Source organism: Cupriavidus numazuensis (genome assembly GCF_905397435.1).
Classification (GTDB): domain Bacteria; phylum Pseudomonadota; class Gammaproteobacteria; order Burkholderiales; family Burkholderiaceae; genus Cupriavidus; species Cupriavidus numazuensis.
Window position 1 is genome coordinate 51378 of record NZ_CAJPVI010000026.1, and the last position, 25290, is coordinate 76667.

Below are 25290 nucleotides of genomic sequence, written 5' to 3' on the forward strand. Positions count from 1 at the left end.
TCTTAGACTTTGTTCAAGAACTCATAGAACAAAGCCACGGAGGATGCGATGCAGGAGCACAAGGGCAGGCTCGGCCTGACGTTGATTTCATTGATGGCCAGCCTCGTAGTGGGCAATGCCGTGGCATGGGCAGCCGATGCCGATGCCGACCTCACGCCGGCGGGTGCGCAACGCTCCGCCAGCAAGGATGCGCGAATTCCGGCGTGGGAGGGCAAGGACACGCCCGCCGCGGGCTGGACGCCGGACAAGCCGCGTGGCGCCTTCTGGCAGCACAAGAGCGAGAAGCCGCTGTACTCGATCGATGCCGCCAACGTCGACAAATACGCCGACAAGCTGAGCCCGGGACAGGTCGCCTTCATCAAGGCCACCAAGGGCTACCGCATGGACGTCTATCCGACGCACCGCAACTGCGGCGCGCCGGACTGGGTGCAGGCCAACAGCAAGCGCAACCTCACCGAGGCCAAGATGGCCGCCGACGGCGTAACGCTTGAAAACGCCGTGCTGCCGGGCGTGGCATTTCCGCATCCGAAGACCGGTGCCGAGGCGATGTGGAACTACCAGACCCGCTATCGCGGCATGGGCGTTGTCTTCCCGAGCTTCTACACCGTGCTCTCGCCGCGCGCCGGCAGCGACGAATGGGTCGATGCGAATCAGGAGATGACCCTGTTCTTCCCCTGGGCGAAGAAGGGCGCAGCAACGCCTGCCGAGGTCAAGAACACGCTGCAGGCCATTTTCTTCCAGTACAAGTCGCCGACTGCTTTGGCTGGTCAGGGGGCCGTCGGCCTGAACTCGTTTGGCGCCACTGCGCCGGAAGTCTCGTATTACTTCCCCGGCCAGCGCCGCGTGCGCCGCATGCCGAGCTACGCCTACGACGCGCCGCAGATCGGCATGGAAAACCAGTACACGGTCGACCAGGCGTTCATGTTCATCGGCAACCTCGACCGCTTCGACTGGAAGCTCGTCGGCAAGAAGGAGCTGTACGTGCCGGCCAACGCGTTTGGCATCTACGACTTCACGGCCAAGCTGCGTGATGTGCTGGAGCCGCAGTTCATCAGCAATGCGAGCCGCCGCTATGAGCTGCACCGCGTGTGGATGGTCGAGGCCACGGTGAAATCGGGCGCGCGCCATACGGCGCCAAAGAAGACCTTCTACTTCGACGAGGACAGCTGGCTAGCACTGGTGTCCGAAGACTACGACGCGCAAGGCAAGCTGTGGAAGTTGCGCGAAGGTTTCCCGCTGCCGGTATGGGAGACCGGCTCCTGCGACCTGGAGACCTTTGTCCAGTACGACCTGGTCACCGGACGCTACGTTGCCGACGGCGTCACGGTCGGCGGCAGCAAGGACATCCGCTGGATCACGGACTCGAACGAACCGCGCTTCCGCCTCGACTACTACACGCCGGAAAGCCTGCGCGCCCGCAGCGAACGCTGACCTCGTAGTCCATCACCGCCGGCATCGCCGGCGGTTTCCACATTTAAGAAGCGAACCGCATGCGCAGATGCTGCGCGGTGCGGCATTCGCTCGTCTCGGGTTTGACCAAAACAAGAAAAGGGAGGGAGGTATGAAGAGGAGAAGCATGCGGTGCGCCGTGCGCGCATTTGCGCTGTCGGCCATCTATCTGGCCATTCATGCGCAAGGCGCGCAGGCGGTCGAGATCAAGGGGGAAACGGTCTACGGGTCCTTCGATTCGCAGATCACCACAGGCCTGGCCATGCGCGCGCACGGCATCGACTGCCAGCGCGTGGGTGACCCGAATACCTCGGGCTGCGCGGGCGGGGTCAATACCGCGCAGTTCGCCAACCTGGACAACGGCGACCTGAACTACCGCAAGGGCCAGCTGTTTGCCGCCTATGTGAAAGGCACGCACGAGCTGCTGCTGAACTTTCCCGAGGACATCAAGTTCATGGCGCGCGGCACGTGGCTGTACGACGTTGCTGCCAGCCACACCGATCGTTCGGACCTGAACCGTGATGCCTTCAACCAGGTTGCGCGCGACGGGCGCCTGCTCGACCTGTGGGTCAGCAAGGGGTTTTCCATCGGCGACCAGAGCGCGCGCGTGCGCCTGGGCAACCAGGTCATCAACTGGGGCGAGAGCATCTTCGGGCTGGGCGGCATCAACTCCACCAATGCGCTGGATATCCAGAAAGTGCTGGTGCCCGGCACGCAGCTCAAGGAAGCCGTGCTGCCCGCGCCCATGCTGAGCTTTGCCACCGGCCTTGGCCACGGCTTCAACATGGAGGCGTACTACCAGTTTCAGTGGAACGGCAGCCGCGTGCCGCCGGTCGGCTCGTACTTTTCGCTGACCGACAATATGGGGCGCGGCGGCGAAGCGTACAACATCAGCACCGAGAACCCCAACTTTTCCGGTACCGACGCGACCACCATCGCGCGATCCCACGACCAGGCTGCGATCCAGCGCGCGCAGGCCGGGATCAACCAGGGGGCGTTCGCAGGGCCGCCGTTCAACACCTTTGGCGTTCCGCTCGCGGGCAACCAGCTTGCCCGCAACTCGGGCCAGTACGGCATGGCGTTCCACTTCAAGCCCGAAGGTACGCAGCTCGACCTCGGCGCCTACGTGATGAACTACCACGACAAGCTGCCGTCGCTGACGCTGCGCGCGGACGACACCATCCAGACGCGATTCCTCGAGGACCGCAAGCTGTACGGTGTCAGCGCGAACTTTCCGGTCGGGGAGTGGGCCGTGGGCTGGGAACTGTCGTACCGGCCCCATGATGCCGTGGCGCTCAGCGCTTGCTATGGCCCCAACGGTCCGCTCGACTTCATCACCAATGGCGTGAGCGGCGTCGACTGCCAGCAATGGATCGACAAGAAACGCTTCCAGATGCACCTGACCGGCCTGCTCGCGCTCACGCCCAGCAATTCAGGCGGGCTGCTCAAGCTGCTAGGCGCCGACACTGCCGCGTTTACCGGCGAACTGGTCGGCATCTACTTCCCGGGCGTGAATGCCAATTCGCGCTACGTGCGCACCGTCAATGGCGTTCAGGTCATGCAGGCCCCTTCGACGGCGCTGCAGCCGTGGATGGACTCATCAACCAATGGGTCGCTCGGCTATCCGATCTCCGCCGCGAAGGGCACCTCGCTGTCGATGGGCGCTACGGTCGATTTCAACTGGACGTATGACGGCAGGCTGATCCCGGGCTGGCAGGTGACGCCGGGCGTGACGTTCTCGTACTCGTTCATGGGCTACACGCCGACCGCACTGGGCAACTACATGCAGGGCGCCAAGTCGGCCAACCTGTACGTGCTGTTCAACCAGAACCCGGCGAAGTGGCAGGCGGGCATCAACTACACGCTGTACTGGGGCGGCAGCCCGCTGGCGCAGCCGCTTGGTGACCGCAACTTCGTCGGCGCCTTCCTCACCCGGAACTTCTGACGCGGCGGCGGCCGTTTCCACTTTTGCGCCGGCCCTGCGGGCCGGCGCGTCTTCTCCGCATCATCGCAACAAGGAAGCATGTGGTCATGAAAGGCTTGGTACGACGTCTTGAAGACATCCTGTTCGCTCACCGCGCGGCAACGCTGCTGGTAATCGGGATATTCACCGCGGCAATGGCGTTCTTTGCCGCGCAGCTTCGCATGGAAGCCGGGTTCGAGAAGCAGATGCCGCTCGGCCACGAATACATCAAAACCTTTCGCGAATACCGCGACGACCTGTTCGGCGCCAACCGCCTTACGGTCGTGGTGCGTCCGCGCAAGGGCGACGTCTGGACGCGAGAGGCACTGGCGCGCCTGTACGACGTCACGCAGGCCGTGCTGTTCCTGCCGAACGTGGACCGCCTCGGCGTGCAGTCGTTGTGGACCCCGAACAGCTATGTCAACGAGATCACCGAGGACGGCTTCCGCGCCGAACCTTTGATCGACGGCAATATCACGCCGCCCGCGCTCGACGATGCCGCGATCGCGCGCATCCGCAAGGCCACTGGCGACGGCGGCTTTGTCGGCACGCTAGTCTCGCGCGACCAGCACAGCGCAATGATCACCGCCGAACTGGAAGAGCGCGACCGCGACGGCAACAAGCTCGACTACGTCGCCTACAACCGCCTGCTCGAACAGCAGATCCGCGCAAAGTTCGAGGACGAAAACTTCGAGATCCAGATCATCGGCTTCGCCAAGCAGATCGGCGACATTGCCGACGGCGCATCGAGCGTGCTGGCTTTCTGCGCCGCGGCGCTGCTGCTGACCGCGCTCGCGGTGTACTGGTACTGCCACTCGCTGCGCTTCACGGTGCTGCCGATCGTGTGCTCGCTGACATCGCTGGTCTGGCAGTTCGGCACGCTGCGGCTGCTCGGCTATGGACTGGACCCGCTCGCAGTACTTGTGCCATTCCTGGTGTTCGCCATCGGCGTCTCGCACGGCGTGCAGCAGATCAACTTCATCGTGCGCGAGCTCGCACATGGCAGGAGCCCGATGCAGGCGGCGCGCAACAGCTTCTCGGGGCTGCTGGTGCCGGGGACGCTGGCGCTCGTCACGGCCTTCGTGTCGTTCGTGACGCTGGTCATCGTGCCGATTCCGATGGTGCACGAACTGGCCATCACCGCGTCGATCGGCGTGGGCTACAAGATCCTGACTAATCTCGTCATGCTGCCCGTGGTGGCGTCGTGCTTCCGCATTCCGCAGGACTACGGCGTGCGCGCCATGGCCATGCGCGAACGCCGGTCGCGCTGGCTGCGCGGACTGGCACGCGTGGCCCGCCCGCGCACCGCGGTTGCGGTAACACTGCTGTCGGCGGGCCTGCTGGGCCTGGCGATCTACGAAAGCCGCGACCGCGTGATCGGCACGATGGCGCCCGGCGCGCCCGAGTTGCGGCAGGACGCCCGCTTCAACCGCGATGCCCGGTCGATTGCCGAGAACTACGACATGGGCCTCGACTGGCTGACCGTGGTGTTCGAGGCCCCGCCGCAGTCCTGTGATAACGCCGCCGTCGGCGCCTACCAGGACGATTTCGCGTGGGCCATGCGCGACGTGCCGGGCATTGTCTCGATCAGCGGGTTCTCCACGCTGCTGCGCACCTACAACGTGGGCTACAACGAAGGCAACCCGAAGATGTCGGCCATTCCGCTCGACGCGGCCAACTACGCAGCGCTGGCCACGGAAATCGGCCGGCTGCGCGGCTACATGCGCAAGGACTGCAGCATGACGGCGGTGCACCTGTTCCTGGCCGATCACAAGGCGAGGACCATTTCAGGCGTGATTCACGCGGTCGAGGCGTTCCGTGCCGCCAATCCGCGTCCGGACGTGAAGATCCGCCTGGCCTCCGGCAACGCGGGCGTGCTCGCGGCCATCGACGATGAAGTCGAGCACAGCGAGCTGCCGATGATGCTCTACGTCTACGCCACCATCCTGCTGCTCGTGCTGCTGGCGTACCGCGACGTGCGCGCGATGATCGCTTGCTGCCTGCCGCTCACGCTGGCGACCTTCATCGGCTACTGGTTCATGAAGGTGCTCGATATCGGCCTGACGGTCGCCACGTTGCCGGTCATGGTGCTGGCGGTCGGCATCGGCGTGGATTACGCGTTCTACATCTACAACCGTCTCCAGGCGCATCTTGCGGCCGGGCAGCCGATGGCACAGGCCGTCGAGCATGCGCTGCTGGAAGTCGGCATGGCCACGATCTTCACGGCGATCACGCTGGCGATCGGCGTGTCCACGTGGGCCTTCTCGGCGCTCAAGTTCCAGGCCGACATGGGCAAGCTGCTGGCGTTCATGTTCCTCGTCAACCTCGTGATGGCGATGACGGCGCTACCCGCGCTGGCCGTGGTGCTCGACAAGCTCTTCCCCCGCCGCCGAGCGGTGCGGGTGTCCAACTTCATGTCGCACTGAGGAACAAGCAATGCAAGGCAAACACTGGATTCCGGGGGCGCTGCTTGCGCTTGCCGCGGCCATGGGCAGCACGGCGCACGCCGATGGCGCGCCTGCCACACCACCACAACTGATGCCGGCGGTACGCTCGCCCGCCGCCGCGCACGCGATGATGCTCGGCGCCACGCGCGCCGGCAACCGCATCGTGGCCGTGGGCGAGCACGGCGTGGTGCTGCTGTCCGATGACAACGGCCAGCATTTCCGGCAGGCGGCGCGCGTGCCGGTGCGCGCGCTGCTGACCGGCGTGAGCTTCGCCGATGCCCAGCACGGATGGGCCGTCGGCCATGCCGGTGTGATCCTGCATACGGCGGACGGCGGCGAAACGTGGCAACTGCAGCGATCGGACCCCGGCGCGGACCAGCCGCTGTTCTCCGTGCTGTTCCGCGACGCGGATCACGGCTTTGCCGTGGGGCTGTGGTCGCTGCTGCTGGAGACGGCCGACGGCGGCAAGACCTGGCGCAAACATGACCTGCCGCCGGCACCGGGCAGCCAACACGCCGACCGCAACCTGTTTCGGCTGTTCGCTGCACCGGACGGGGCGATCTTCATCGCGGCAGAGCAGGGACTTGTGCTGCGCTCGACCGATCAGGGCAAGTCGTGGCGATACCTCGAAACCGGCTACAAGGGCAGCCTCTGGGCCGGGGCGGCGCAGCCGGACGGCACGCTCGTCGTCGCGGGCATGCGCGGCACCGTGTACAGCAGCCGCGACCGCGGCGAAAGCTGGGTGCCCGTGCGCAGCGGCACGCACAGCGCATTGACGGATCTTGTGGCGGTGCCGGGCGGGCTGGCCGCGGTGGGCACCGAAGGCGCATCCATCCGCGGCTCGGCGGCAGGCGGCCTTGTGCCTGCGCCACGCAAGGACCGCGTCGACCTGACCGCAGTCGTTGCCGCGCCGGACGGCAGGCTGGTCGATTTTTCCGCGCATGGGCCGCTTGCGCCGCGCTGACATACCCATGTAACAAAGCGCGGATGCAGCTTGCCATTTCGGGCCATTCGGGCCCGGAAGGCGACCCTATAGTTGACCCACACTTCAGCCCCCCCATTCCTACCATGCGCCACCCCATCCAAAGAACCGGCAAGTGCCACTGGCTGGCGGGCGTCCTGCTGTACGCGGGCATGACGGCATCCCATGCCGCCGAGCCGCTGCAACCGGAGACGCTGACCGTCAGGCCCATGCCGCCGCGCGGCGACCATGCCATCTATGCGCTCGAGATGGACAATCCGCTCGACACGCGGGTTGTTGTCTATGACATCGACAAGAAGAAGCTGATCGCCCAGAAGGGCGCGGGCTTCATGCCGGGCGTCGCGCGGTCCGGCGACTATCGCTACACGTACGTCGCCACCAGCTATTTCTCGCGCGGCACCACGGGCGAGCGCACCGATGTGCTGGAGATTACGGACAACGCGTCGTTCCGCAAGGTCGGCGAAGTGGTGCTGCCGTCCAAGCACGCGCAGCAGGTTCCGTCGCTGTTCAATACGACGGTGTCCGACGACGGCGGCTTTGCCTACGTCACCAACATCACGCCGGCCACGTCGGTCACGGTGGTCGACCTGAATGGCCGCAAGGTGGCGGGCGAGGTTGATACGGCCGCGTGCGTCCTGACCTATCCGGCCGGCAAGAACCGCTTCGCGTCGCTGTGCCAGAGCGGCAAGGCGCTGATCGTATCGCTCGACAAGGACGGCAAGGAAACCACGCGCGAACAGTCGGCACCGTTTATCGACGTCGAAAACGATCCCGTTTTCACGCATGCTGCGCGCTGGGGTGACGGTTATCTCTTCCTGACATTCAGCGGCAAAGTGACGCCAGCCGACTTCAGCGTCAGCCCGGCGCGCTTCGACGCGCCGTGGCAGATCGTCACGCCGCAAGACGCCAAACAGGGCTGGCGCCCCGGCGGCCTGCAGCCGTTCGCTGCCAGCGAGAAGGCGGGGCGGCTCTACGTCGCCATGCACCAGGGCGGCGAGGGTAGCCACAAGGAGCCGGCGACCGAGATCTGGGTATTCGACATGGCGAGCCATGCCCGCGTCGCCCGCTGGAAGCTGACCGGCGCGAAGCTGCTGCCGATGCTCACGCTGTCTGTGTCGGAAGGCGATCGTCCGCTGGTGTTCGGCAGCACCTATCACGGCGTGCAGGCCTTCGACGCGATGACCGGGCAACTGGTCCACGCCGACGCGAAGATCGGCAAGGCCATCGTACAGATGTTCCCGTTCTGAGGCCGCCATGGAAATCGATCCGGTTTTCCTTCGAACGAGCCAGGGCGCCGTGGCCATCGTGTTCGGCGCCGCGGCAGTCGCCAAGCTGCTCGATCTTGAACGCTTCGAGCAGGCGCTCGGCTCGTACGGGCTCGTACCGTCCATGCTGGTCGGCCCGCTGGCCCTTGCGATTGCGCTGCTAGAGCTGGCGGTAGCTGCGGCGCTTCCCGTCGATGCGGCCCGACAGCTCGCCGCCACGACGGGACTTGCGTTGCTGACCGTGTTCTTCGCCGCGATGGCGATCAACCTGGCGCGCGGCAATCGCGATATCGACTGCGGTTGCTGGGCCTTCGGCCAGAAGGGCGACGCCCGGGCACGGCTGTCCGGCTGGCATCTGGGCCGCGCGGCGCTGCTGGCGGCGCTGCTGTCGCCGTGCCTGTTCGAGCCCTCGGCGCGTGGCGTCGTTTGGGTCGACTACTTCACTGTCGCGGGCAGTCTGGCGATTGCCGGCGGCGTGTTCTTCGCTATCGATTTGCTGCTGGCCAATGGCGTCGCAGTACAGAAACTGAGGTCCTGAAATGCAGAATGCTCTGGTGATTTCCCAAATCATGCTCTGGCTCGTGGTAGTCGTGCTCGGGGTGGTATGCCTGGCCATGGTGCGCCAGATCGGCGTGCTGTACGAACGCATGATGCCGGTTGGCGCGCTGGTCGTGGACAAGGGGCCGGCCGTTGGCGCCGTGGCGCCCGCGTTCGACCTGCGCGACCTGTACCAGCGTGAAGTCCGCATCGGCGGCCGCGCTGCCGACGGGCGCAGCACCTTCCTGTTCTTCGTCTCGCCAACTTGCCCGGTGTGCAAGAAGCTGCTCGCGCTGTTGCCTTCGCTGCAGGCGAACGAAGGCGCGAACTACCGCTTCGTGCTCGCCAGCGACGGCCAGCGCGCCGAGCATGAAGCGTTCTATCGCAAGGCTGGCCTGTCCGCGTTTCCCTACATCCTGTCGCAGGAACTTGGCATGGCGTATCACATCGGCCGCCTGCCGTACGCCGTCGTGATCGACAGCGACGGCACGGTGCGTTCGAAGGGGCTTGTGAATAACCGCGAACACCTGGAAAGCCTGTTCGTTGCCAACGAACTGAAGGTGGCCTCGATCCAGGAATACGTCGCGCGCCGTGACGAGCAGCAGGCGCAAGCATAAGCAGGCACAAGAAGGCATAAGGAGTCGGGAAATGAAGTGGATTGACGGACTGTTCGAGCGGTCGGCGCGCACCGTGGCGCAACACCACGGCCGCCGCAGCGCGCTGGCGCGCATGGGCAAGCTGCTGGTGGGCGCGGCCGCCGTGCCGCTGTTGCCGGTGGACCGCCTGGCGCACGCGGCCGGCGCAGCGCCTGTCGCAAAACTGCCGGCCGGCATTGACGACGAAACCAGTTGCGAGTACTGGAAGCACTGCGCCATCGACGGCTTTCTGTGCGCGTGCTGCGGCGGCAGTTCGAGCAGCTGTCCGCCGGGCACCTCGACCTCGCCGATCACGTGGATCGGCACCTGTCTGAATCCGCACGACGGACGCAACTACATCGTGTCGTACAACGACTGCTGCGGCACCTCCAGTTGCGGGCACTGCCTGTGCAACCGCAACGAACGCGAGCGGCCGATGTACAAGATGTCGCTCAACAACGATATCAACTGGTGCATGGCCAGCCAGCCTTCCACCTATGTCTGCTCGGTGTCGGTGCTGCTGGGGGTGCAGGAACAATGAAGCGAATGACTTTCACCGCGCGCGCCACTGCAGCCATGTTGCTGGCGCTGGGCATGACCGGCGCCATGGCGCAGGACATGTCGGCCGGCAAGGCCGTGTTCTCCAGCAACTGCGCCGTGTGCCACCAGGCGGCAGGGCAGGGGCAGGACGGGCTCGCACCCGCGCTGACGACGTATCCGGGCCGCTATGCAAGCACCGAGGCCGGACGCAAGCTGCTCGCCCATGTCGTGCTGAATGGCATGGTGGGCGCCATCGAAAATGGCGGCAAGCAGTACAACGGCAATATGCCGAACTTCCGCGCGTTGTCCGACGCCGAGCTGGCCGATGTGCTGAACTACATCGCCACGGGCCTGTCGGGGGCGTCCGCTGGCGGCAGCCAGCCGTTCACTGCGGACGAGGTCAAGGCCGGCCGGGCGCAGAGCCTCACGCCCGCTGAGGTCCGGCGCCAGCGTGCCGACGTGGTCAGGGAAGCCGGGCTGTGAAAAAGCCGGCCGCAGCTGGCCTCGCCGCCGTCGCCGTGTGCGCTGTGCTGGCTGGCACGGCAAGCCTGCCTGCGCTGGGCCAGCCACAGCAGGATCGGGCGGGCGACGACATCGATGCCCACCGGAACTACGTGCTGCACTGCATGGGCTGCCACGGGCCAAATGGAGATGGCGTGCCGGGCAAGATTCCGCCGCTGAAAGGCGCGCTCGGTCTGTTCATCCGCTCCGAGGCAGGGCGACAGTTCATCGTTCGCGTGCCGGGGGCGTCGACCTCGGCGCTGTCCGACGGCGAACTGGCGGCTGTCACCAACATGATGCTCGTGCGCTTCAACGCGAAAGAATTGTCGCCCGGCTTCGTACCCTACACGGAAGCTGAAGTCGCCCGCGTTCGCCGCCCGGCGTTCCAGGACGTTGCGACCGTGCGCCACGGCGTCATTGAAGAGCTGCGCCGGCAAGGCATTCCGCTGCCGTTCGGATACTGAGCCTTGCTGGAGAGCGCACGGAGTATCGCATGACCGGCATACCTGGCGGGTGGCTACCGAGAGCACCAAGCTTTCTGATATCCGCGCGGCTGACTCGACCCGACTCAGGGCGGCAAAAGCGCTGCCCGGGCGGCGGCCAGCACCTCGCGACTCAAACCATCGATCAGCCCTGACGTCGCCCGGGCATGTTGCCAGTAAAGCGGTACATCCAGCGGCGTGTCCGGCACCAACTCGACGAGTGTGCCGTCTTCAAGATAAGGCGCGATGAGCGCCTCGGGATGCAAGCCCCAGCCCATGCCCGCCAGGGCAGCAGTCACGAACGCGTGGGCGGAGGGCAGCGTGTGCCGGGGCAGCTCCACGTGCCGGTGGCACAGACGCCGCGCCCAGCTTGCCTGCAATTCGTCCTTGGTGTTGAACACCAGGCTGGGCGCTTTCGCCAGGGAGCCAGCGCCGATGCCGTCGGCAAAGTGGCGTCGCATGAATCCGGGGCTCGCCGCCGCAAGATAACGCATGGCGCCCAGCGGGCTGCTGTTGCAGCCTGCGGCGGGGCGCGCCGACGCGGTGACGGCGGCCAGCACTGCGCCGCTGCGCAACCACTCGGTGGTATGGTCCTGGTCGTCCACGGCCACATCCATCAGCACGGGATTCTCCGCGGCGAACCGGGCGATCGCCGGGGCGATCCACGTCGCCAGGCTGTCGGCATTCACCGCAACAGGCAGCGTTACCCTCGCAAGCCCCTGCGGCGCGAGCGCCGGCAGCGCTTCCTGCAACGCCTGTTCGAGCAGCCGCACGCGGTCCATGTGCTGGCACAGGCGCCGCCCCGTCTCGGTCGGCCGACAAGGCTGATCGCGGACCACCAGAGTGCAGCCCACCTTTTCTTCCAGCAGCCGGATGCGTTGCGAGATGGCTGACGGCGTCACGCTCAGCGCGCGGGCGGCACGCTCGAAGCTGCCCTCCCGGATTACGGCAGCCAATGCAGAAAGGGCGGCGTAGTCGATCATGGATTAAGTTTTTCTAAACTGGATGAAGAAAGGATAGTTTGTCTTCACCAAAAGGTGATGGCAAGCTCGGGGCATGAACTTCCTGCCTGACACTGCTTCACTTGCCCTGTCCATTTCCCTGCAGGGTCTTGCCCTGAGTCTTGGGCTGATCGTTGCCATCGGCGCGCAGAACGCTTTCGTGCTGCGCCAGGGTTTGCGTCGCCAGCATGTGGGCAGCGTGGTGCTGTTCTGTGCTGCGGCGGATGCCTCGTTGATTGCCGCTGGCGTCATGGGCATGGCGCAGGCCTTGGGGGACCGGCCCGGACTCGCACGTGCCCTCGCCCTGGCCGGATCCGTCTTCCTGGCGCTATATGGCTGGCAGGCCTTGCAGCGAGCGCGGCAGTCGCATCAATTGAAAGCCTCGGACGGTGGGGACGGGCTCGGCCGGGGCGCCGTACTGGCGCAGGCGGCGGCCTTCACGCTGCTCAATCCCCATGTCTACCTCGATACGGTGCTGCTGGTCGGCAGCATTGGCGCCCAGCAACCGGCGGCGCTGCGCGGCTGGTTCGTGGCCGGCGCAAGCGCCGCCAGCCTGTTCTGGTTCGGGCTACTGGGATTTGGCGCACGGTGGCTGGCGCCCTGGTTCGCGCGGCCGACAGCCTGGCGGGTGCTGGACGGCGTCATCGCCATGACCATGTTCGTGCTGTCCGCCCTGCTGGTGCGTCACGTGTTCAACGGCATGTGACCCGCCGCAGGGCCACGGAGGCCTGCGACTCGTTCGGGCGTTGAAAAACCACGAACGCCCGGTTCGAAACTTTCGGATAGGTCTCTTCGAATCACAAAAATATACTGGCGTCACAACAAAACACACGGGCCCGGATGGCGGCCACGTGCAGACTGACGCAGGAGACATTGATGATTCGAAGCCTTACCCGCCGGCGCCTTGTCGCCACGCTTGGTGCTGCCGTAGTCCTGGGCGGCGCAGTTGGCAACCTGGCCCATGCCGAAACCTATCCCGGCAAGCCGGTCACGATTGTGGTCGCGTTTGCCCCCGGCGGCATGACGGATATCGTCGGGCGGCTGGTGGCCGCCGAGCTGACCGAGTCGCTCAAGCAGAGCTTTGTTGTCGAGAACCGGCCCGGTGCGGCAGGACAAATTGCCACGGAGTATGTCGCCCGGAAACCCGCTGATGGCTACACGCTGCTGCTGAGCGCCACCGGGCACGTCATCGGGCCGGCGGTCCAGAAATCGGTCCGATACCGGCCCGTGCTGGACTTCGAGCCGATCGCGCTGATTGCGAAGGCGCCCAATATGCTCGTGGTGAATCCGTCGGTGCCGGTCCATACCGTGCCCGAGTTCGTCAAATGGGCGAAGGAGCAGGGCAGCGTTCCCTATGGCTCGGCCGGCGCCGGCGGTTCCACGCACCTGGCTGGCGAGCTGTTTCGCCATATGACTGGCGCGCCGCTGGTTCATGTTCCGTACAAGGGCGCGTCGCCTTCGACCAATGCCGTGGTGGCAGGGCAGATTCCCGTTGTCTTCCAGGATTCCATGAGCGTTTCCGCATTTGTCGCCGCCGGCAAGCTGCGTCCCATCGCGGTCACCAGTGCCGAGCGCAGCAAGCTGTTCCCCGATGTGCCGACCATTGCGGAGGCCGGCTACAAGAACTTCGATGCCTACACCTGGCTTGGACTCTACGCACCCGCCGGCACGCCGCAGGCCATCGTCACGCGGTTGAATGCCGAGGTGAACCGCATCATGGCGTCGCCCGACATGGTGGCCAAGCTCAAGCGGCAGAACGCGGAAGCGGCCGGTGGCCTGAATCCCGCCGAATTCCGCAAGTATGTCGAGACTGAAGTGGCCAAGTGGCAGAACACCGTGAAAGTCACCGGTGTGCACATCGATCAGTGAGAGAGGCCATGACCGACAGCAAAACGCAAGGCGCTGATGAACATTACTTCGGCCGGCTGGCGCAAGGTGCGTTTGAAATTCCCCGGTGCCGCGCCTGCGACAAGTATCACTTCTACCCGCGCGTGGTCTGCCCGTTCTGCGGCTCGGACGATCTGCACTGGGCCGCACCATCTGGCTACGGGCGCGTCTATTCCACCTCGGTGGTTCGCGGTAAAGCGGCCAGTCACAACATTTGCCTCGTGGATCTGGACGAGGGCCCGCGCCTGATGAGCCGCGTTGTCGGCGTCGATCCCGAAGCGGTAAAGATCGGGGCACGGGTGAAGGCGCAAATCACACAGGAAGACGGGGCGGCGCTCCTCGTGTTCAGTCCGGCGGGAGAGACGCAATGAGGAAGGCAACAGACCGCGGCGGCGTGGCGATTCTCGGGACCGGACTTGCCGGCCTCGGGCACGCGGGCGGCCGCACCGAGCAGGAGATCATTGCTGAGGCAGCGAGAACTGCGGTCGCGGCAAGCGGGCTGCGCATGGCGGACATCGACGGCATCATCACGTCGAGCCTGACCTCGCCCTGGTGGGTCATGCGAATGTCCGAGTACCTGGGCATCCGGCCGCGCTTCTCGGACAGCACGATGTTCGGTGGCTCGTCGTTTATCGCCGACATCCGCATCGCGGCAATGGCGATTGAAGCCGGCGAATGCGAGAACGTGCTGATCTGCTACGGTAGCAATCCCCGCAGCATCCCGAGCAGTTCGCGTGTCAATGCAATGCGTGCGGAACTCGACCCGCAACCGTACGAGCACCCGTACAAGCCGTTCAACCCAGTGACGAGCTATGCGCTGGCCGCGGCCCGGCACATGCACGAATACGGCACCACGCGCACGCACCTGGCTGAAGTGGCGGTGGCGGCGCGCAAGTGGGCACAGCTCAATCCGGATGCCTTTGCGCGTGATCCGCTTTCGATTGACGACGTGCTCAACGCCAAGATGGTTTCAGACCCGTTGACCGTGCGGGATTGCTGTCTCGTCACCGACGGTGCTGGGGCATTTGTCGTGACACGCGCCGATCGTGCGAAGGACCTGCACGTCAAGCCGGTCTACGCACTGGGCGTCGGCCATGCTCACTGGCACCGCCAGATTTCCTGCATGGACGACCTCACGCGCACGCCGGCGATTGAATCGGGCGCCAGGGCGTTCTCGCAGGCAGGGCTGACACCGAAGGATATCGACGTTGTCGAACTGTACGACGCGTTCACGATCAACCCGATTCTCTTCCTTGAAGACCTCGGGTTCTGTGCCAAGGGCGAAGGCGGCGCATTCATTTCGGGTGGACGGATCGCGCCGGGCGGCGATTTCCCGATGAACACGAATGGCGGCGGTCTGTCATGTGTGCATCCGGGCATGTACAGCATCTTCCTGGTCATCGAAGCCGTGACGCAGCTGCGCAAGGAGGCGGGAGACCGCCAGGTCGCGGGCGCGGAGACCGCGCTCGTGCACGGCAATGGTGGTGTGCTCTCGAGCCAGGCCACTGCGATTCTTTCGATCCACCAATAAGCGCAAGCTGCACGCCGCATCGTTTCCGGAAAATCGAGATGTCTCAAGCTTCTGAATCTGTTCGTCTTTCGCCCACCGTCGGCTATCAACGGCAAGCCGATATCGCGGTACTGTGGCTCGACAATCCGCCGGTCAACGGACTGGGTGACAGCACGCGGGCGGGAATCCATGCCGGTCTGAAACTGGCGGTCGAGGACCAGGGCGTCGTCGGGATCGTCATCGCAGGAACGGGCAAGGTGTTCTGCGGCGGCGCCGATATCCGGCAGTTCAACACGCCTGCCGCGACGGCAAGGCCGCAATTGCGGGATATCCAGCAATGGATGGAAGCCTCGCCCAAGCCCGTGGTGGCAGCCATTCATGGCGTTGCTCTGGGAGGCGGTCTGGAACTGGCATTGGGCTGCCACTATCGCGTGGTGGCCCACGATGCGCGACTGGGGCTGCCGGAGGTCAATATCGGCCTGGTCCCCGGTGGTGGTGGCACGCAGCGGCTGCCACGGCTGGTCGGCGTGGAGCGGGCGTTGGACATGATCCAGCACGGCACGCCTGTCACCGGCAAGGGTGCGGTGCAGATCGGGCTGGCCGATGCAGTGACCGAAGGCGCAGGGGCGACGCGAGACGCGGGCGAAGTCGTGGCGCTGGCCGTCGAGTTCTGTCGTCGGGCGGCGGCCAGATCAAGCGCACATCCGTTGGTTGCAGCCCATGAGGTGCAGGGATCGTCCATCGATTTCGAAGCGAGGCTTGCAGCGGTCAGCAGGAAATCCCGAAACGCTTCGGCGCAGCGGGCGTGCGTTCTCTGCCTGAAGGCCGCGACCCAATTGCCCTTCAGCGAAGGGCTTGCATTCGAACGCGCGCGATTCGACGAACTGGTCGCCGGGGCCGAGTCGCAGTCGCTTCGCCATATCTTCTTTGCCGAGCGGGAAGCCCCGAAATTCAGCGATGGAAAAGGGCAGACGCTGCGCACCATCGACCGCGTTGCAGTGCTTGGTGCAGGGACGATGGGTGTCGGTATCACGATGGCTTTCGTCAACGCCGGCATCCCGGTCACGCTGGTCGAACGGGAACAGGCGGCGCTCGATCGCGGCATGGCCCTGATCCGGCGCAACTACGACGTCACGGCGTCAAAAGGCAAGCTGACATCGGCGCAGATCGAAGAGCGTATCGCGCGCATTGCGCCGTCGCTGGAGTTTGACGCGCTTGCCGATGCGGACCTCGTGATTGAGGCCGTATTTGAAGACATGGCGGTCAAGCGGGACATCTTCGAACGGCTCGACAAGGTCTGCAAGCCGTCGGCGATTCTTGCGACGAACACCTCGCGGCTCGACGTGGATGTCATTGCCGCATCCACACGGCGTCCGGGCGATGTCATCGGCCTGCATTTCTTCAGCCCGGCGAATGTGATGAAGCTGCTGGAGGTCGTGCGCGGAAAGGCCACCGGCCTCGACGTCATCGCCACCTGCCTCACCATGGCGCAACGTATCCAGAAGGTTCCGGTGCTGGTTGGCGTATGCGAAGGGTTTGTCGGCAACCGGATGCTGACGCCGTATTGGCGCGAAGCGGGCTTCCTGCTGGAAGAGGGTGCTTCACCGCAGCAGGTCGACCGCGCGCTGACCGAATTCGGCATGGCGATGGGGCCGCTGACCATGGCCGATCTTGCCGGCATGGACATCAACTGGGCAACGCGGAAGCGGCTGGCCTCGACGCGCCCCGCGCATCTGCGGTACTCCAGCGTGGCGGATCGCATCTGCGAAATGGGGCGGTTCGGGCAGAAGACCAGCGGTGGCTACTATCGTTACGAGCCCGGCAGCCGGACGCCGGTTCCCGACCCGCTCATCGACGACCTCATCGCGGACTGTGCCCGCGAGGCGGGCATCACAAGGCGCGCCGTGTCCGACGAAGAGATCGTGGAGCGTTGCATGCTTGCGTTGATCAACGAGGGCGCGCACATCCTGGAGGAGGGCATCGCCCAGCGAGCGTCGGATATCGACGTCGTCTACGTGCATGGCTATGGCTTCCCGGCCTGGCGCGGCGGCCCGATGTTCTATGCCGAAACGCTTGGTCTGGACAAGGTACTCGCCAGGATTCGCGCCTTGCGGGACGCGCACGGCGCGCACTGGGAACCGGCGCCGCTGCTGGAACGCCTTGTGTCGGGCGGCGCGCGGACGTTCGACCGCAAGGACTGAGCGAGGCGGCCCAGGCGCCGCCACCCCCGCACCCTGATATTCTCACGGTACTACGGGAGGAGAGGGACAGGGGGAGACTTGCAGACCAACGACAACACAAGCCAGAGCAACAGCACAAGCAAGAGCCGACCCGGTGAAGTACATTGGGTCGTGAAGATGAACCACCGCAACCGCACGGCGTCCTGGTGGATCGTTTTCCTGATTCTTGCGTTGCAGTTCCACGCCACGGGCCGCGACACGACGGCATGGGTCCTGATGTCGCTGCAGTTCCTGGTTTATCCGCACGTGGTCTATCTCGTCGCCAGGCATGCGCGCGCGCCGCTCGAAACGGAGATCAACAACCTGCGGCTCGACGACTTCTGCTTTGGCCTCTGGACCGCATGGCTGGGATTCCCGCTATGGATCACCTACCTGCTGGTGATATGCGGCGGCATCAACCTGGCCGCATTCCGCGGCTTTCGCGGGGCGCTGGAGGCGGTGGCCCTGTCGGCGGCCGGGGCTGCCGTGTCGGTGGCATGGTTCGGTCTGAAGTTCGAACCCGACACGACGATGCCGGTCACGGCCCTGAGCATGGCGTGCCTGACCGTGTACCTGCTGCTGTTCGCACGCGGCGCCTATTTCCGCGCGCTGTCGCTGAGCGAGACGCGCCACAAGCTGAAACTCAGCGAACAGGCCTTGCAGGGCCAGCTCGAGGCCGTGCACGCGCTGCAGGCCCAACTGACCGAGCAGGCCAACCGCGATCCGCTGACGGGCCTGTACAACCGGCGCTATCTCAACGACTCGCTCAGGCGTGAATTCGGCCCCGGTGCGCGCACGGACCAGTCCGTGGCGGTGCTGCTGGTCGATATCGACCACTTCAAGCAGATCAACGACCGGGATGGGCACTCGGCCGGGGACCAGGTCCTGAAACAGGTGGCCACGCTGCTGCAGCAGCAGGCGCGCGCCAATGACGTGGTGTGCCGTTACGGCGGAGAGGAATTCCTGGTGCTCCTGCCCGGATTGGAAGTCGATGCGGCCTTGAGCCGTGCGGAGCGGTACCGGCAGACGGTCTCGGTGCCCGGCACGGTCATCGCGATGGACGGTGCGGTGGTGACACTATCCATCGGGGTCGCCGGAACAACCGACAAGGCGGTGAACCCCGAGCACCTGATCGACCGGGCGGACAAGGCGCTGTATCTCGCGAAGTCGAACGGGCGCAATCGGTCTGTACTGTTTGCCGAGACGGATGCCAACGTGTCTGTCACCTGAGACAGGCCGCCTATGCGGCAATGTCTGCGGTTTCCACGGGCTTGTCATCTCGCGATGCCGGTGGCGCGCCGGGGCGCTTCAACGGGCTGTCGGGCATGTTGATCAGGTAGTGCGCCTCGCGCCGCAGTTGTGCGGCGAAACTGGCGACCACCGGAGGCATCGGGGAATCGGCGCGGTAGATCAGGCAGACGGTATGGCTCGGCAACGGGTCTTCGATCGGAAGGACCGCCAGCCCTGTTGAGGCACCCACGCGGTCTTGCATGAGCTGGCGCGCGACCATGCACAGCAGCCTGCGGTCCTGCAGCAGCGCCTGGATGAGGTTGAAGGTGTCGCACCGCACGGCGACGCGCGGCAACGGCAGATCCTGCGCGCGGAAGGCATCCATGATGGCCGCGCCCGGCCCGTGCATGCGGCAGGTGGTCAGGATCCATTCCGAACCCACCAGCTCGCGCAGCGTGCGCGCATTGCGCAGCGGATGGTCCTGGTGTGCGACCACGACCGAGTCGTTGTTGTAGAGCGGCTCGCAAATGAAGTCGTGGTCGATGCCTTCATCGGGAATCGGGCTCACCGCGACGTCGATCAGGCCCGCACGCAGATCCTGCAGGTGCACCGCAGAGCGGCCGCTGTCGATGTAGACCTGAACTTCCGGATGCTGCCGGCGGAACCGGTTCAGGGCGGCGGGCAGCAGCAGGTGCGCCGGACCGCCGGTGACGCCAATGCGAACCGTGCCGGTACGCGCGCCCAGCATCTGCGTCATTTCCTCCGTGGCCCGACGGGCTTCGGTGGCAATCAGCCGCGCGCGGCGCAGGAACGCTTCGCCGTAGTGCGACAGCACGACCCCGCGCGTCGTGCGCGTGAGCAGCGGCACATGCAGTTCATCCTCGAGCTGGCGGATGCTCTTCGTCAGCGCGGGCGCCGACACGTCGCGCGTCCGTGCCGCGGCGCGGATGCTGCCGCCTTCCGCCACCGCGATGAAATCCTGTATCTGGCTGAGTCGCATGCTGTGCATCCGGGTTCGAATCGGCGTCCAAAGTACCTTATGCCCTACTCGTGGAACGGGTCAAGGCGATGACCTATATTTCCAATATTTGGAAATGGATTCCACGTTTTGACACTGGGCGGCTCCGTGTCCAGACTGGATAGAGAGGAAACGCCATGAACCTGCCCGTCGAACAATTCATTGCCGAGCGCCGCCGCGAAGACCCGTCTTTCGGGGGGCTGCTGGCCAAAGGCTTTGCCTTGCTGCGCTGCTTTATCGACGAGCCGCGCCCGCTCGGCAATGGCGAACTCGCGCAGCGGCTGCAACTGCCGCGCGCCACGGTATCGCGCATCTGCCGCACGCTGTTCGAGCTTGGCTACCTCGACTGGGATCCCAAGCTCGACAAGTACTTCGTCAGCGCCCAGGTGCTGGCGCTCGGTTACCCGTACCTGACCGGCCTGCAAGTGCGCCATGTGGCCCGTCCGCTGATGCAGGCGCTGGCCGACCGCATCGAAGGCGCGGTGTCGATGGGCGTGGCGCACCGGCTCGACGTGACCTACCTGCAGTCCTGCACCCACAACGAAGGGACGCCGGCCCGGCCCGGCACCGGCGCCGTGCGCTCGGTGCTCAGTACGGCCATGGGGCGTGCCTATCTGTGCACCTTGTCAAAGGCCGAGTTCCAAAGCCTGATGACCGCCGCGAGCGAGGAGCGGCCGGAGGAATACGCCGCGTTCTACGACACGCTGTGCCACAACGTCGCCCACTACCCGAAGCGCGGCTTCGCGCTCAACGAGGGCGATGCCGGCATCGGCGTGCATGGCGTGGGCGTTTATTCGCGCATCCGCTACCTGAACCGTCCGCTGCTGTTCAACTGCGCCGTACCGGGATCGCAGGTGAAGCGCGGGATGATGGAAAAAAAGATCGCGCCGCTGCTGAGGGAGATGGTCCGCTCCATCGAGGCAGCCACCGGCCTGCAGCAATAGCGGCAGCCGCCCAACATCCACAACAAGACCGCATTGGAGACGCTCGTATGGTTGACCTGAATTCCCTGCTGTATCCGCGTTCGATCGCCGTGATTGGTGCTTCTACCCAGCCGGACAAAGTGGGCGGCATGCCCATCCGGCTGCTGCGCGAACTGGGCTATGCGGGACGCATCTATCCGGTCAACGCATCCGCGCCCGAAGTGCAGGGTTTGCGCGCCTATGGCTCGCTGTCCGATATCGGCGAACCGGTGGATCTTGCGATCGTCGCGGTGCCGGCCAGCGCCAGCCAGGACGTGATGGCGCAGCTTGCCGGCAACGGCACGCGCGCCGCGGTGGTCTTCACCTCGGGTTTCGCCGAGGCCGGCGGCGCCGGCGTGCCGATGCAGGAGCGCCTGGCGCGCAGCGCGCAGCAGGCCGGCATTACGCTGCTGGGCCCCAACTGCCTGGGCGCCATGAATCTGCGCGAGCGCGTGTTCGCCACGTTCTCGCCGATCGCGCTGAGCGGCACGCCGCCGGTCGGCGAAGTCGGTCTGGTGAGCCAGAGCGGCGCGTTCGGCGCCTATGCGTTTGCGCTAGCGCGTGAAGCGGGCCTGGGCCTGAGCCACTGGGTCACGACCGGCAACGAGGCGGGGCTGCAAGTGGCCGATGTGATCGAGTGGCTTGCCCATGATCCGAACACGCGTGTGATCCTGGCCTATATCGAAGGCTGCCGCGACGGCACGCGCCTGCGCCGGGCACTCGCCGCCGCGCGTGCGGCCGGCAAGCCGGTCGTGGTTACCAAGGTGGGTACGACCGAAGCCGGCGCGCGTTCAGCACAGTCGCACACGGCCAGCCTGGCCGGCGAAGACGCGGTGTACCAGGCGGTGTTCGATGCCTACGGCGTGCACCGCGCCCATACGCTCGAAGAGTTCTTCCGGCTCGGCTATGTGCTGTCGCGTGGCCGGCGGCCAGCCAGCTGGCAGCGCACCAGCGCTGGCGAGGCCAGTGCGGTCACGCCGCTGGCCATCGTCACCGTATCGGGCGGCGTCGGCATCATGATGGCGGACCGCGCCGAAGAACTCGGCCTGCCGCTGCCGCCGATGCCCGATGCCGCGGCCGAGGCACTGCGTACCGCGATTCCGTTCGCGAGTACCGCCAATCCGATCGACGTCACGGGGCAGATCGTGGCGCAGCCGCGCGTCTTCATGGACGCTATCGCCAACGTGGCGCGCAGTGGCGCCTACGGCAGCGTGGCGGTCTTTCTCGCTGGCGGCGCCAATGCCCCGCGGTTCTGGCCGGAGTTGCAGCAAACCATCGGCGCGCTGAGCGAAGCGCCGGACGCCGCGCCGCTGATGGTGTCCGGCCTCGTCGATGACGACAAGCGCGCCTGGCTCGAAGCGCGCGGCTGCCTGGTGTTCCGCGAACCGGGCCATGCGGTGGAAGCGGTCGCCACGCTGGCGCGTGCGGCCGCGCTCGAAGACGCGCGCGGAGATGACGCAGCGGAAGGGCATGCCCAGCCGACTGCGCAGGACGATCTGCTGCGCGATATTCCGCCTGCTGCCACCGCACTGTCCGAGTACGAGGCTATGCGCCTGCTCGCCGAGGCCGGTGTGCCGGTTGCCCCGCACGACCTCGCCCGTGACGCCGATGAGGCTGTGCGTATTGCGGAACGTCTCGGCTACCCCGTCGTGGTCAAGCTTTGCTCGCGCGAGATCCTGCACAAGAGCGATGTCGGCGGCGTGGCCCTCAACCTCGCCAACGCGCAGGCGGTGCGCGATGCCTTTGGCCGCATGGCGCAGGCCGTCGCCGGTCTGCGCACGGACAGCGGCGCACCGGTCGCGTTCGAGGGCGTGCTGGTGGCGCGCATGGTGCGCGGCTGGGGCGAGGTCATGGTCGGCGTGCGGCGCGATCCGGTATTCGGCCTGGTTGCGCTGGCGGGCATCGGCGGCACGGCCGTCGAGATCTTCCGCCAGACTGCCTGCGGGCTGGCGCCGCTGTCGCGCGAACAGGCGCACGCCATGCTGCACGCGAGCCGCGTCGCCGCGCTGTGCGAAGGGCACCGGGGCCATCCGCAGGTGGACCTGAATGCTGCCGCCCAGGTGCTGGCCAGCGTGTCGCAGCTTGCCGCGGAACTTGGCGACCGGCTGGATACGATCGAGATCAATCCGTTCATCGTCACCGCGCAGGGACTGGTCGCCGCCGACGCGGTCGTCACGCTTCGCGAGGACAGCCACGGCGCGCCGTAGCGCACGGAGTCCCATCCGAAGAAAAGGAGTCAGGATGTCCGCACAGACAGGCACCGGCTCCGCAGCAGACCCTCAATAAAACAGGAGACAAAACATGCAATTGCAGACGCACTTGACGGCGCGGCGCATGGTGCTGCGTGGACTGGGCGCACTCGCCGCGACAGCATTTTGCGCGGTGGCACCCGTTGCGCACGCGGGCGCCTATCCCGACAAGCCGATCCGTCTCGTGGTGCCGTTTCCGGCGGGCGGCGGCACCGATGTCGTGGGTCGGCTGGTCGCGGCCGGCCTGTCCAAGGATCTCGGCCAGACGGTTGTCGTCGAGAACATCGCCGGGGCTACGGGCACCATCGGCTCGGCACAGGTCGCGCGTTCCGCGCCCGACGGCTACACGCTGGTGCTCGGCATTTCCGCCACGCATGCGATTGCACCGGCCATCTTTCCCAAACTCCCGTACGATCCGGTGCGCGATTTCGTGCCGATCGGCCGGCTCTTCTATGGCGGCAATGTGCTGATCGCCGGGCCCGCCTTCAAGGGCCGCGACCTGCCGGCGCTGATTGCCGAGGCGAAGCGCCCCGGTGCGGATCTGGCCTACGGCTCCTGGGGCAATGGCTCGGGCGGTCACCTGGCTGGCGAAAGCCTCAACGTCCTGAGTGGCATCCACCTGCGCCATATCCCGTACAAGGGCGTCAACCCGATGCTCACCGACGTGATCGGCGGCACGCTGCCCGTGGCCATGTCCGATCTGGCCGGCACGCTGCCCCTGATTCGCAGCGGCAAGGTGAGGGCGCTGGCCGTCACCGGCTCCGAACGTTCGCCCGCGCTGCCCGATGTGCCGACCTTCACCGAATCCGGCGTCGCGTTCGGTGTCGACAGCTGGTTTGCCCTGTTCGCGCCCGCGCGCACGCCCACCGACATCGTCGACCGGTTGGAGCGCGCGTTGGCCGCAGCCATGCGCGACCCGGCGATCAAGGCACAGGCCGACTCGCTCGGCATGCGCTATACGCCTCAGCCGCGCAGCGCTTTTGCCGTGCAGATGCGCAGCGACGTGACGTCCTGGGCCGCACTGGTCAAGTCAAGCGGCGCGGCACAGGAGTGAGCCGCCGCGCCCGTCCGCTATTCCCTCAAGATTCCCGGAGCCCTGCATGAACCATCCCGCGCCACAGTTGTTTTCCGCCCCCGTCTACAGCTCCAGCCAGGAAGCACTGGTTGCCGCCGCCGCATTGCCTGTCGTGATCTATGGCTATCCGCTGATCGAGACCTTGCGCACCTGCCGCATACAGACCTCGGTCAGCACGGCAACCGGCTATGGCCGCGCGCCGGTCAATACGTTGTCGGCCAGCGAACGCCAGTGGACGCATGAAGACCGCGACGTCGTCACGCCCGCCAATGACCTGCTGTACTTCTGCGGCTGGATCAACCTCGCCGACGGACCGGTCACGCTGCGTGTGCCGCCGCTGCCCCAGCGCGACCGCTATTACGTCGTGGAACTGCTCGACGCCTGGACCAACAACTTCGAGAACCTCGGTCCGCGCAACGTGCCCGCCGAAGGCGGCACGGTGACGCTGGTCGGCCCCGGCCAGCAGGCCACGGGGAGCCATGTGGTGGCGTGCCCGACTTCGCTGGTCTGGCTGCTGGGCCGCGTGCTGGTGCAGGGCCCCGCCGACCTGGCCGCGGCGCATGCGTTCGAAAGCGGCTTTGCGCTCGATGCGCCTGCGAAGACAGTGCCTGAATGCTTGCGCGCCTGGAGCGACACTGGCAACGAAGCGCTCGATTTCTTCCAGAACCTGTTCAACGCACTGCGCGAGTACCCGCCCGCCGAACGCGAGCAGGGCGTGCTGACGCTGCTGCGCAAGGCCGGCCTGAAGCTCGAGGGCGAGATCGACATCGCCGGCCTGCGCGCCGAAGTCCGTGCCGGCCTGGAGAACGCGTATCGTCAGGCCCTGCAGGTGATCGAGGCACATACGCGCAGCCAGGGTCGCAAGAGCTGGGGCTACAGCATGAAGCTCGGGCTCTATGGCGACGACTGGCTGCAGCGTGCCTGCACCGCGATGAAGGGCCTGGGCGCGTTGCGGGCCGACGAGGCGATCTACGCGATGGCCGATTTCGATGCCGATGGCGAACCGCTGCGTGGCGAGCACATGTACGAGCTGCGCTTCCCGCCCGGCATGCTGCCGCCCGCGCAGGCGTTCTGGTCGGTGTCGCTGTATGGCGAGGACCGCTTCTTCAGCGCCAACGAGATTGGTCGCTACGCCGTGGGCGACCGCACGCCCGGCCTGCGCATGGAGCCGGACGGCGGCCTGGTCATCCCGATCTCGCACCAGCGGCCGGCGCACGCAGAGAACTGGCTGCCGGCGCCCGCGGGCTCCTTCTATCTGATCCTGCGTCTCTACCACCCGGCACCGGCCTTTATCGAAGGCCAGTACCGCATCCCCGCAGTGCGCCGCGTTTCCTGAGG

The 25290-nt window shown here is 66.0% G+C and carries 22 protein-coding genes; 20 read left to right on the top strand and 2 right to left on the bottom strand.

Annotated elements, in window-relative coordinates; translation table 11 throughout:
• The first annotated feature begins 48 nt into the window (after positions 1-48).
• The 10 genes from KHO41_RS20625 to KHO41_RS20670 all read left to right on the top strand — a co-directional run bounded on the left by KHO41_RS20625 (position 49) and on the right by KHO41_RS20670 (position 10783).
• Complete coding sequence (locus tag KHO41_RS20625) at positions 49-1431, top strand: DUF1329 domain-containing protein (protein WP_211955149.1); 1383 nt, start codon at positions 49-51, stop codon at positions 1429-1431.
• A gap of 130 nt (positions 1432-1561) precedes the next feature.
• Positions 1562-3394: a DUF1302 domain-containing protein gene (locus tag KHO41_RS20630; protein WP_244873927.1), complete on the top strand. Its 1833-nt coding sequence runs from the start codon at positions 1562-1564 to the stop codon at positions 3392-3394.
• 86 nt (positions 3395-3480) lie between these two features.
• On the top strand, positions 3481-5838 hold the full coding sequence (locus KHO41_RS20635) for an efflux RND transporter permease subunit (RefSeq protein WP_211955150.1): 2358 nt from the start codon (positions 3481-3483) through the stop codon (positions 5836-5838).
• 10 nt (positions 5839-5848) lie between these two features.
• A complete protein-coding gene (locus KHO41_RS20640) occupies positions 5849-6823 on the top strand; it encodes a WD40/YVTN/BNR-like repeat-containing protein (protein WP_244873928.1) in 975 nt (324 codons plus the stop codon).
• A 104-nt stretch (positions 6824-6927) separates the two neighbouring features.
• On the top strand, positions 6928-8088 hold the full coding sequence (locus KHO41_RS20645; RefSeq protein ID WP_211955151.1) for an amine dehydrogenase large subunit: 1161 nt from the start codon (positions 6928-6930) through the stop codon (positions 8086-8088).
• A 7-nt stretch (positions 8089-8095) separates the two neighbouring features.
• Positions 8096-8644 (top strand): MauE/DoxX family redox-associated membrane protein, encoded by a 549-nt coding sequence (locus KHO41_RS20650; RefSeq protein WP_211955152.1) that lies wholly within the window; start codon positions 8096-8098, stop codon positions 8642-8644.
• 1 nt (position 8645) lies between these two features.
• Positions 8646-9260, top strand: a complete 615-nt coding sequence (mauD, locus tag KHO41_RS20655) for a methylamine dehydrogenase accessory protein MauD (protein WP_211955153.1) — start codon at positions 8646-8648, stop codon at positions 9258-9260.
• A gap of 31 nt (positions 9261-9291) precedes the next feature.
• Positions 9292-9819 carry a methylamine dehydrogenase light chain gene (locus KHO41_RS20660; RefSeq protein WP_211955154.1) on the top strand — a complete coding sequence of 176 codons (528 nt, stop codon included), beginning with the start codon at positions 9292-9294 and terminating at the stop codon, positions 9817-9819.
• Positions 9816-10301 carry a c-type cytochrome gene (locus KHO41_RS20665; RefSeq protein WP_244873929.1) on the top strand — a complete coding sequence of 162 codons (486 nt, stop codon included), beginning with the start codon at positions 9816-9818 and terminating at the stop codon, positions 10299-10301. Before KHO41_RS20660 ends, KHO41_RS20665 begins: the two co-directional genes overlap by 4 nt.
• Positions 10298-10783, top strand: coding sequence for a c-type cytochrome (locus tag KHO41_RS20670; protein ID WP_211955155.1), 486 nt, complete (start codon positions 10298-10300; stop codon positions 10781-10783). The genes KHO41_RS20665 and KHO41_RS20670 overlap by 4 nt, the downstream gene beginning before the upstream one ends.
• 104 nt (positions 10784-10887) lie before the next feature.
• Here the strand turns inward: KHO41_RS20670 and KHO41_RS20675 are convergent, their stop codons facing one another.
• Positions 10888-11784: a LysR family transcriptional regulator ArgP gene (locus KHO41_RS20675; RefSeq protein WP_211955156.1), complete on the bottom strand. Its 897-nt coding sequence runs from the start codon at positions 11782-11784 to the stop codon at positions 10888-10890.
• Between the two features lie 73 nt (positions 11785-11857).
• On the opposite strand from KHO41_RS20675, the gene KHO41_RS20680 reads away from it, so the two are divergent.
• The 6 genes from KHO41_RS20680 (at position 11858) to KHO41_RS20705 (ending at position 18648) form a co-directional block, all read left to right on the top strand.
• The gene (locus tag KHO41_RS20680) at positions 11858-12508 is read left to right on the top strand and encodes a LysE/ArgO family amino acid transporter (RefSeq protein WP_211955157.1); all 651 of its coding nucleotides are present in this window, start codon (positions 11858-11860) and stop codon (positions 12506-12508) included.
• Positions 12509-12678: 170 nt separating this feature from the next.
• Positions 12679-13671, top strand: a complete 993-nt coding sequence (locus KHO41_RS20685; protein WP_211955158.1) for a tripartite tricarboxylate transporter substrate binding protein — start codon at positions 12679-12681, stop codon at positions 13669-13671.
• Between the two features lie 8 nt (positions 13672-13679).
• Positions 13680-14060, top strand: coding sequence for a Zn-ribbon domain-containing OB-fold protein (locus KHO41_RS20690; protein WP_211955159.1), 381 nt, complete (start codon positions 13680-13682; stop codon positions 14058-14060).
• On the top strand, positions 14057-15220 hold the full coding sequence (locus tag KHO41_RS20695; protein WP_211955160.1) for a thiolase: 1164 nt from the start codon (positions 14057-14059) through the stop codon (positions 15218-15220). The genes KHO41_RS20690 and KHO41_RS20695 overlap by 4 nt, the downstream gene beginning before the upstream one ends.
• A gap of 38 nt (positions 15221-15258) precedes the next feature.
• Positions 15259-17400 carry a 3-hydroxyacyl-CoA dehydrogenase NAD-binding domain-containing protein gene (locus KHO41_RS20700; protein WP_211955161.1) on the top strand — a complete coding sequence of 714 codons (2142 nt, stop codon included), beginning with the start codon at positions 15259-15261 and terminating at the stop codon, positions 17398-17400.
• Between the two features lie 156 nt (positions 17401-17556).
• Positions 17557-18648, top strand: coding sequence for a GGDEF domain-containing protein (locus KHO41_RS20705; protein ID WP_211955162.1), 1092 nt, complete (start codon positions 17557-17559; stop codon positions 18646-18648).
• A gap of 10 nt (positions 18649-18658) precedes the next feature.
• On the opposite strand, the gene KHO41_RS20710 is transcribed toward KHO41_RS20705, so the two are convergent.
• Entirely contained in the window at positions 18659-19648 is a 990-nt protein-coding gene (locus KHO41_RS20710; RefSeq protein ID WP_211955163.1) for a LysR family transcriptional regulator, read from the bottom strand.
• Positions 19649-19803: 155 nt separating this feature from the next.
• Here KHO41_RS20710 and KHO41_RS20715 point away from each other — a divergent pair, with 155 nt between their 5' ends.
• The 4 genes from KHO41_RS20715 (at position 19804) to KHO41_RS20730 (ending at position 25288) form a co-directional block, all read left to right on the top strand.
• Positions 19804-20610, top strand: a complete 807-nt coding sequence (locus KHO41_RS20715; RefSeq protein ID WP_211955164.1) for an IclR family transcriptional regulator — start codon at positions 19804-19806, stop codon at positions 20608-20610.
• Positions 20611-20657: 47 nt separating this feature from the next.
• Complete coding sequence (locus tag KHO41_RS20720; RefSeq protein WP_211955165.1) at positions 20658-22835, top strand: acetate--CoA ligase family protein; 2178 nt, start codon at positions 20658-20660, stop codon at positions 22833-22835.
• A 94-nt stretch (positions 22836-22929) separates the two neighbouring features.
• Positions 22930-23931: a Bug family tripartite tricarboxylate transporter substrate binding protein gene (locus KHO41_RS20725; protein ID WP_211955166.1), complete on the top strand. Its 1002-nt coding sequence runs from the start codon at positions 22930-22932 to the stop codon at positions 23929-23931.
• A gap of 46 nt (positions 23932-23977) precedes the next feature.
• Positions 23978-25288 carry a DUF1254 domain-containing protein gene (locus KHO41_RS20730; protein WP_211955167.1) on the top strand — a complete coding sequence of 437 codons (1311 nt, stop codon included), beginning with the start codon at positions 23978-23980 and terminating at the stop codon, positions 25286-25288.
• Positions 25289-25290 lie beyond the last annotated feature (2 nt).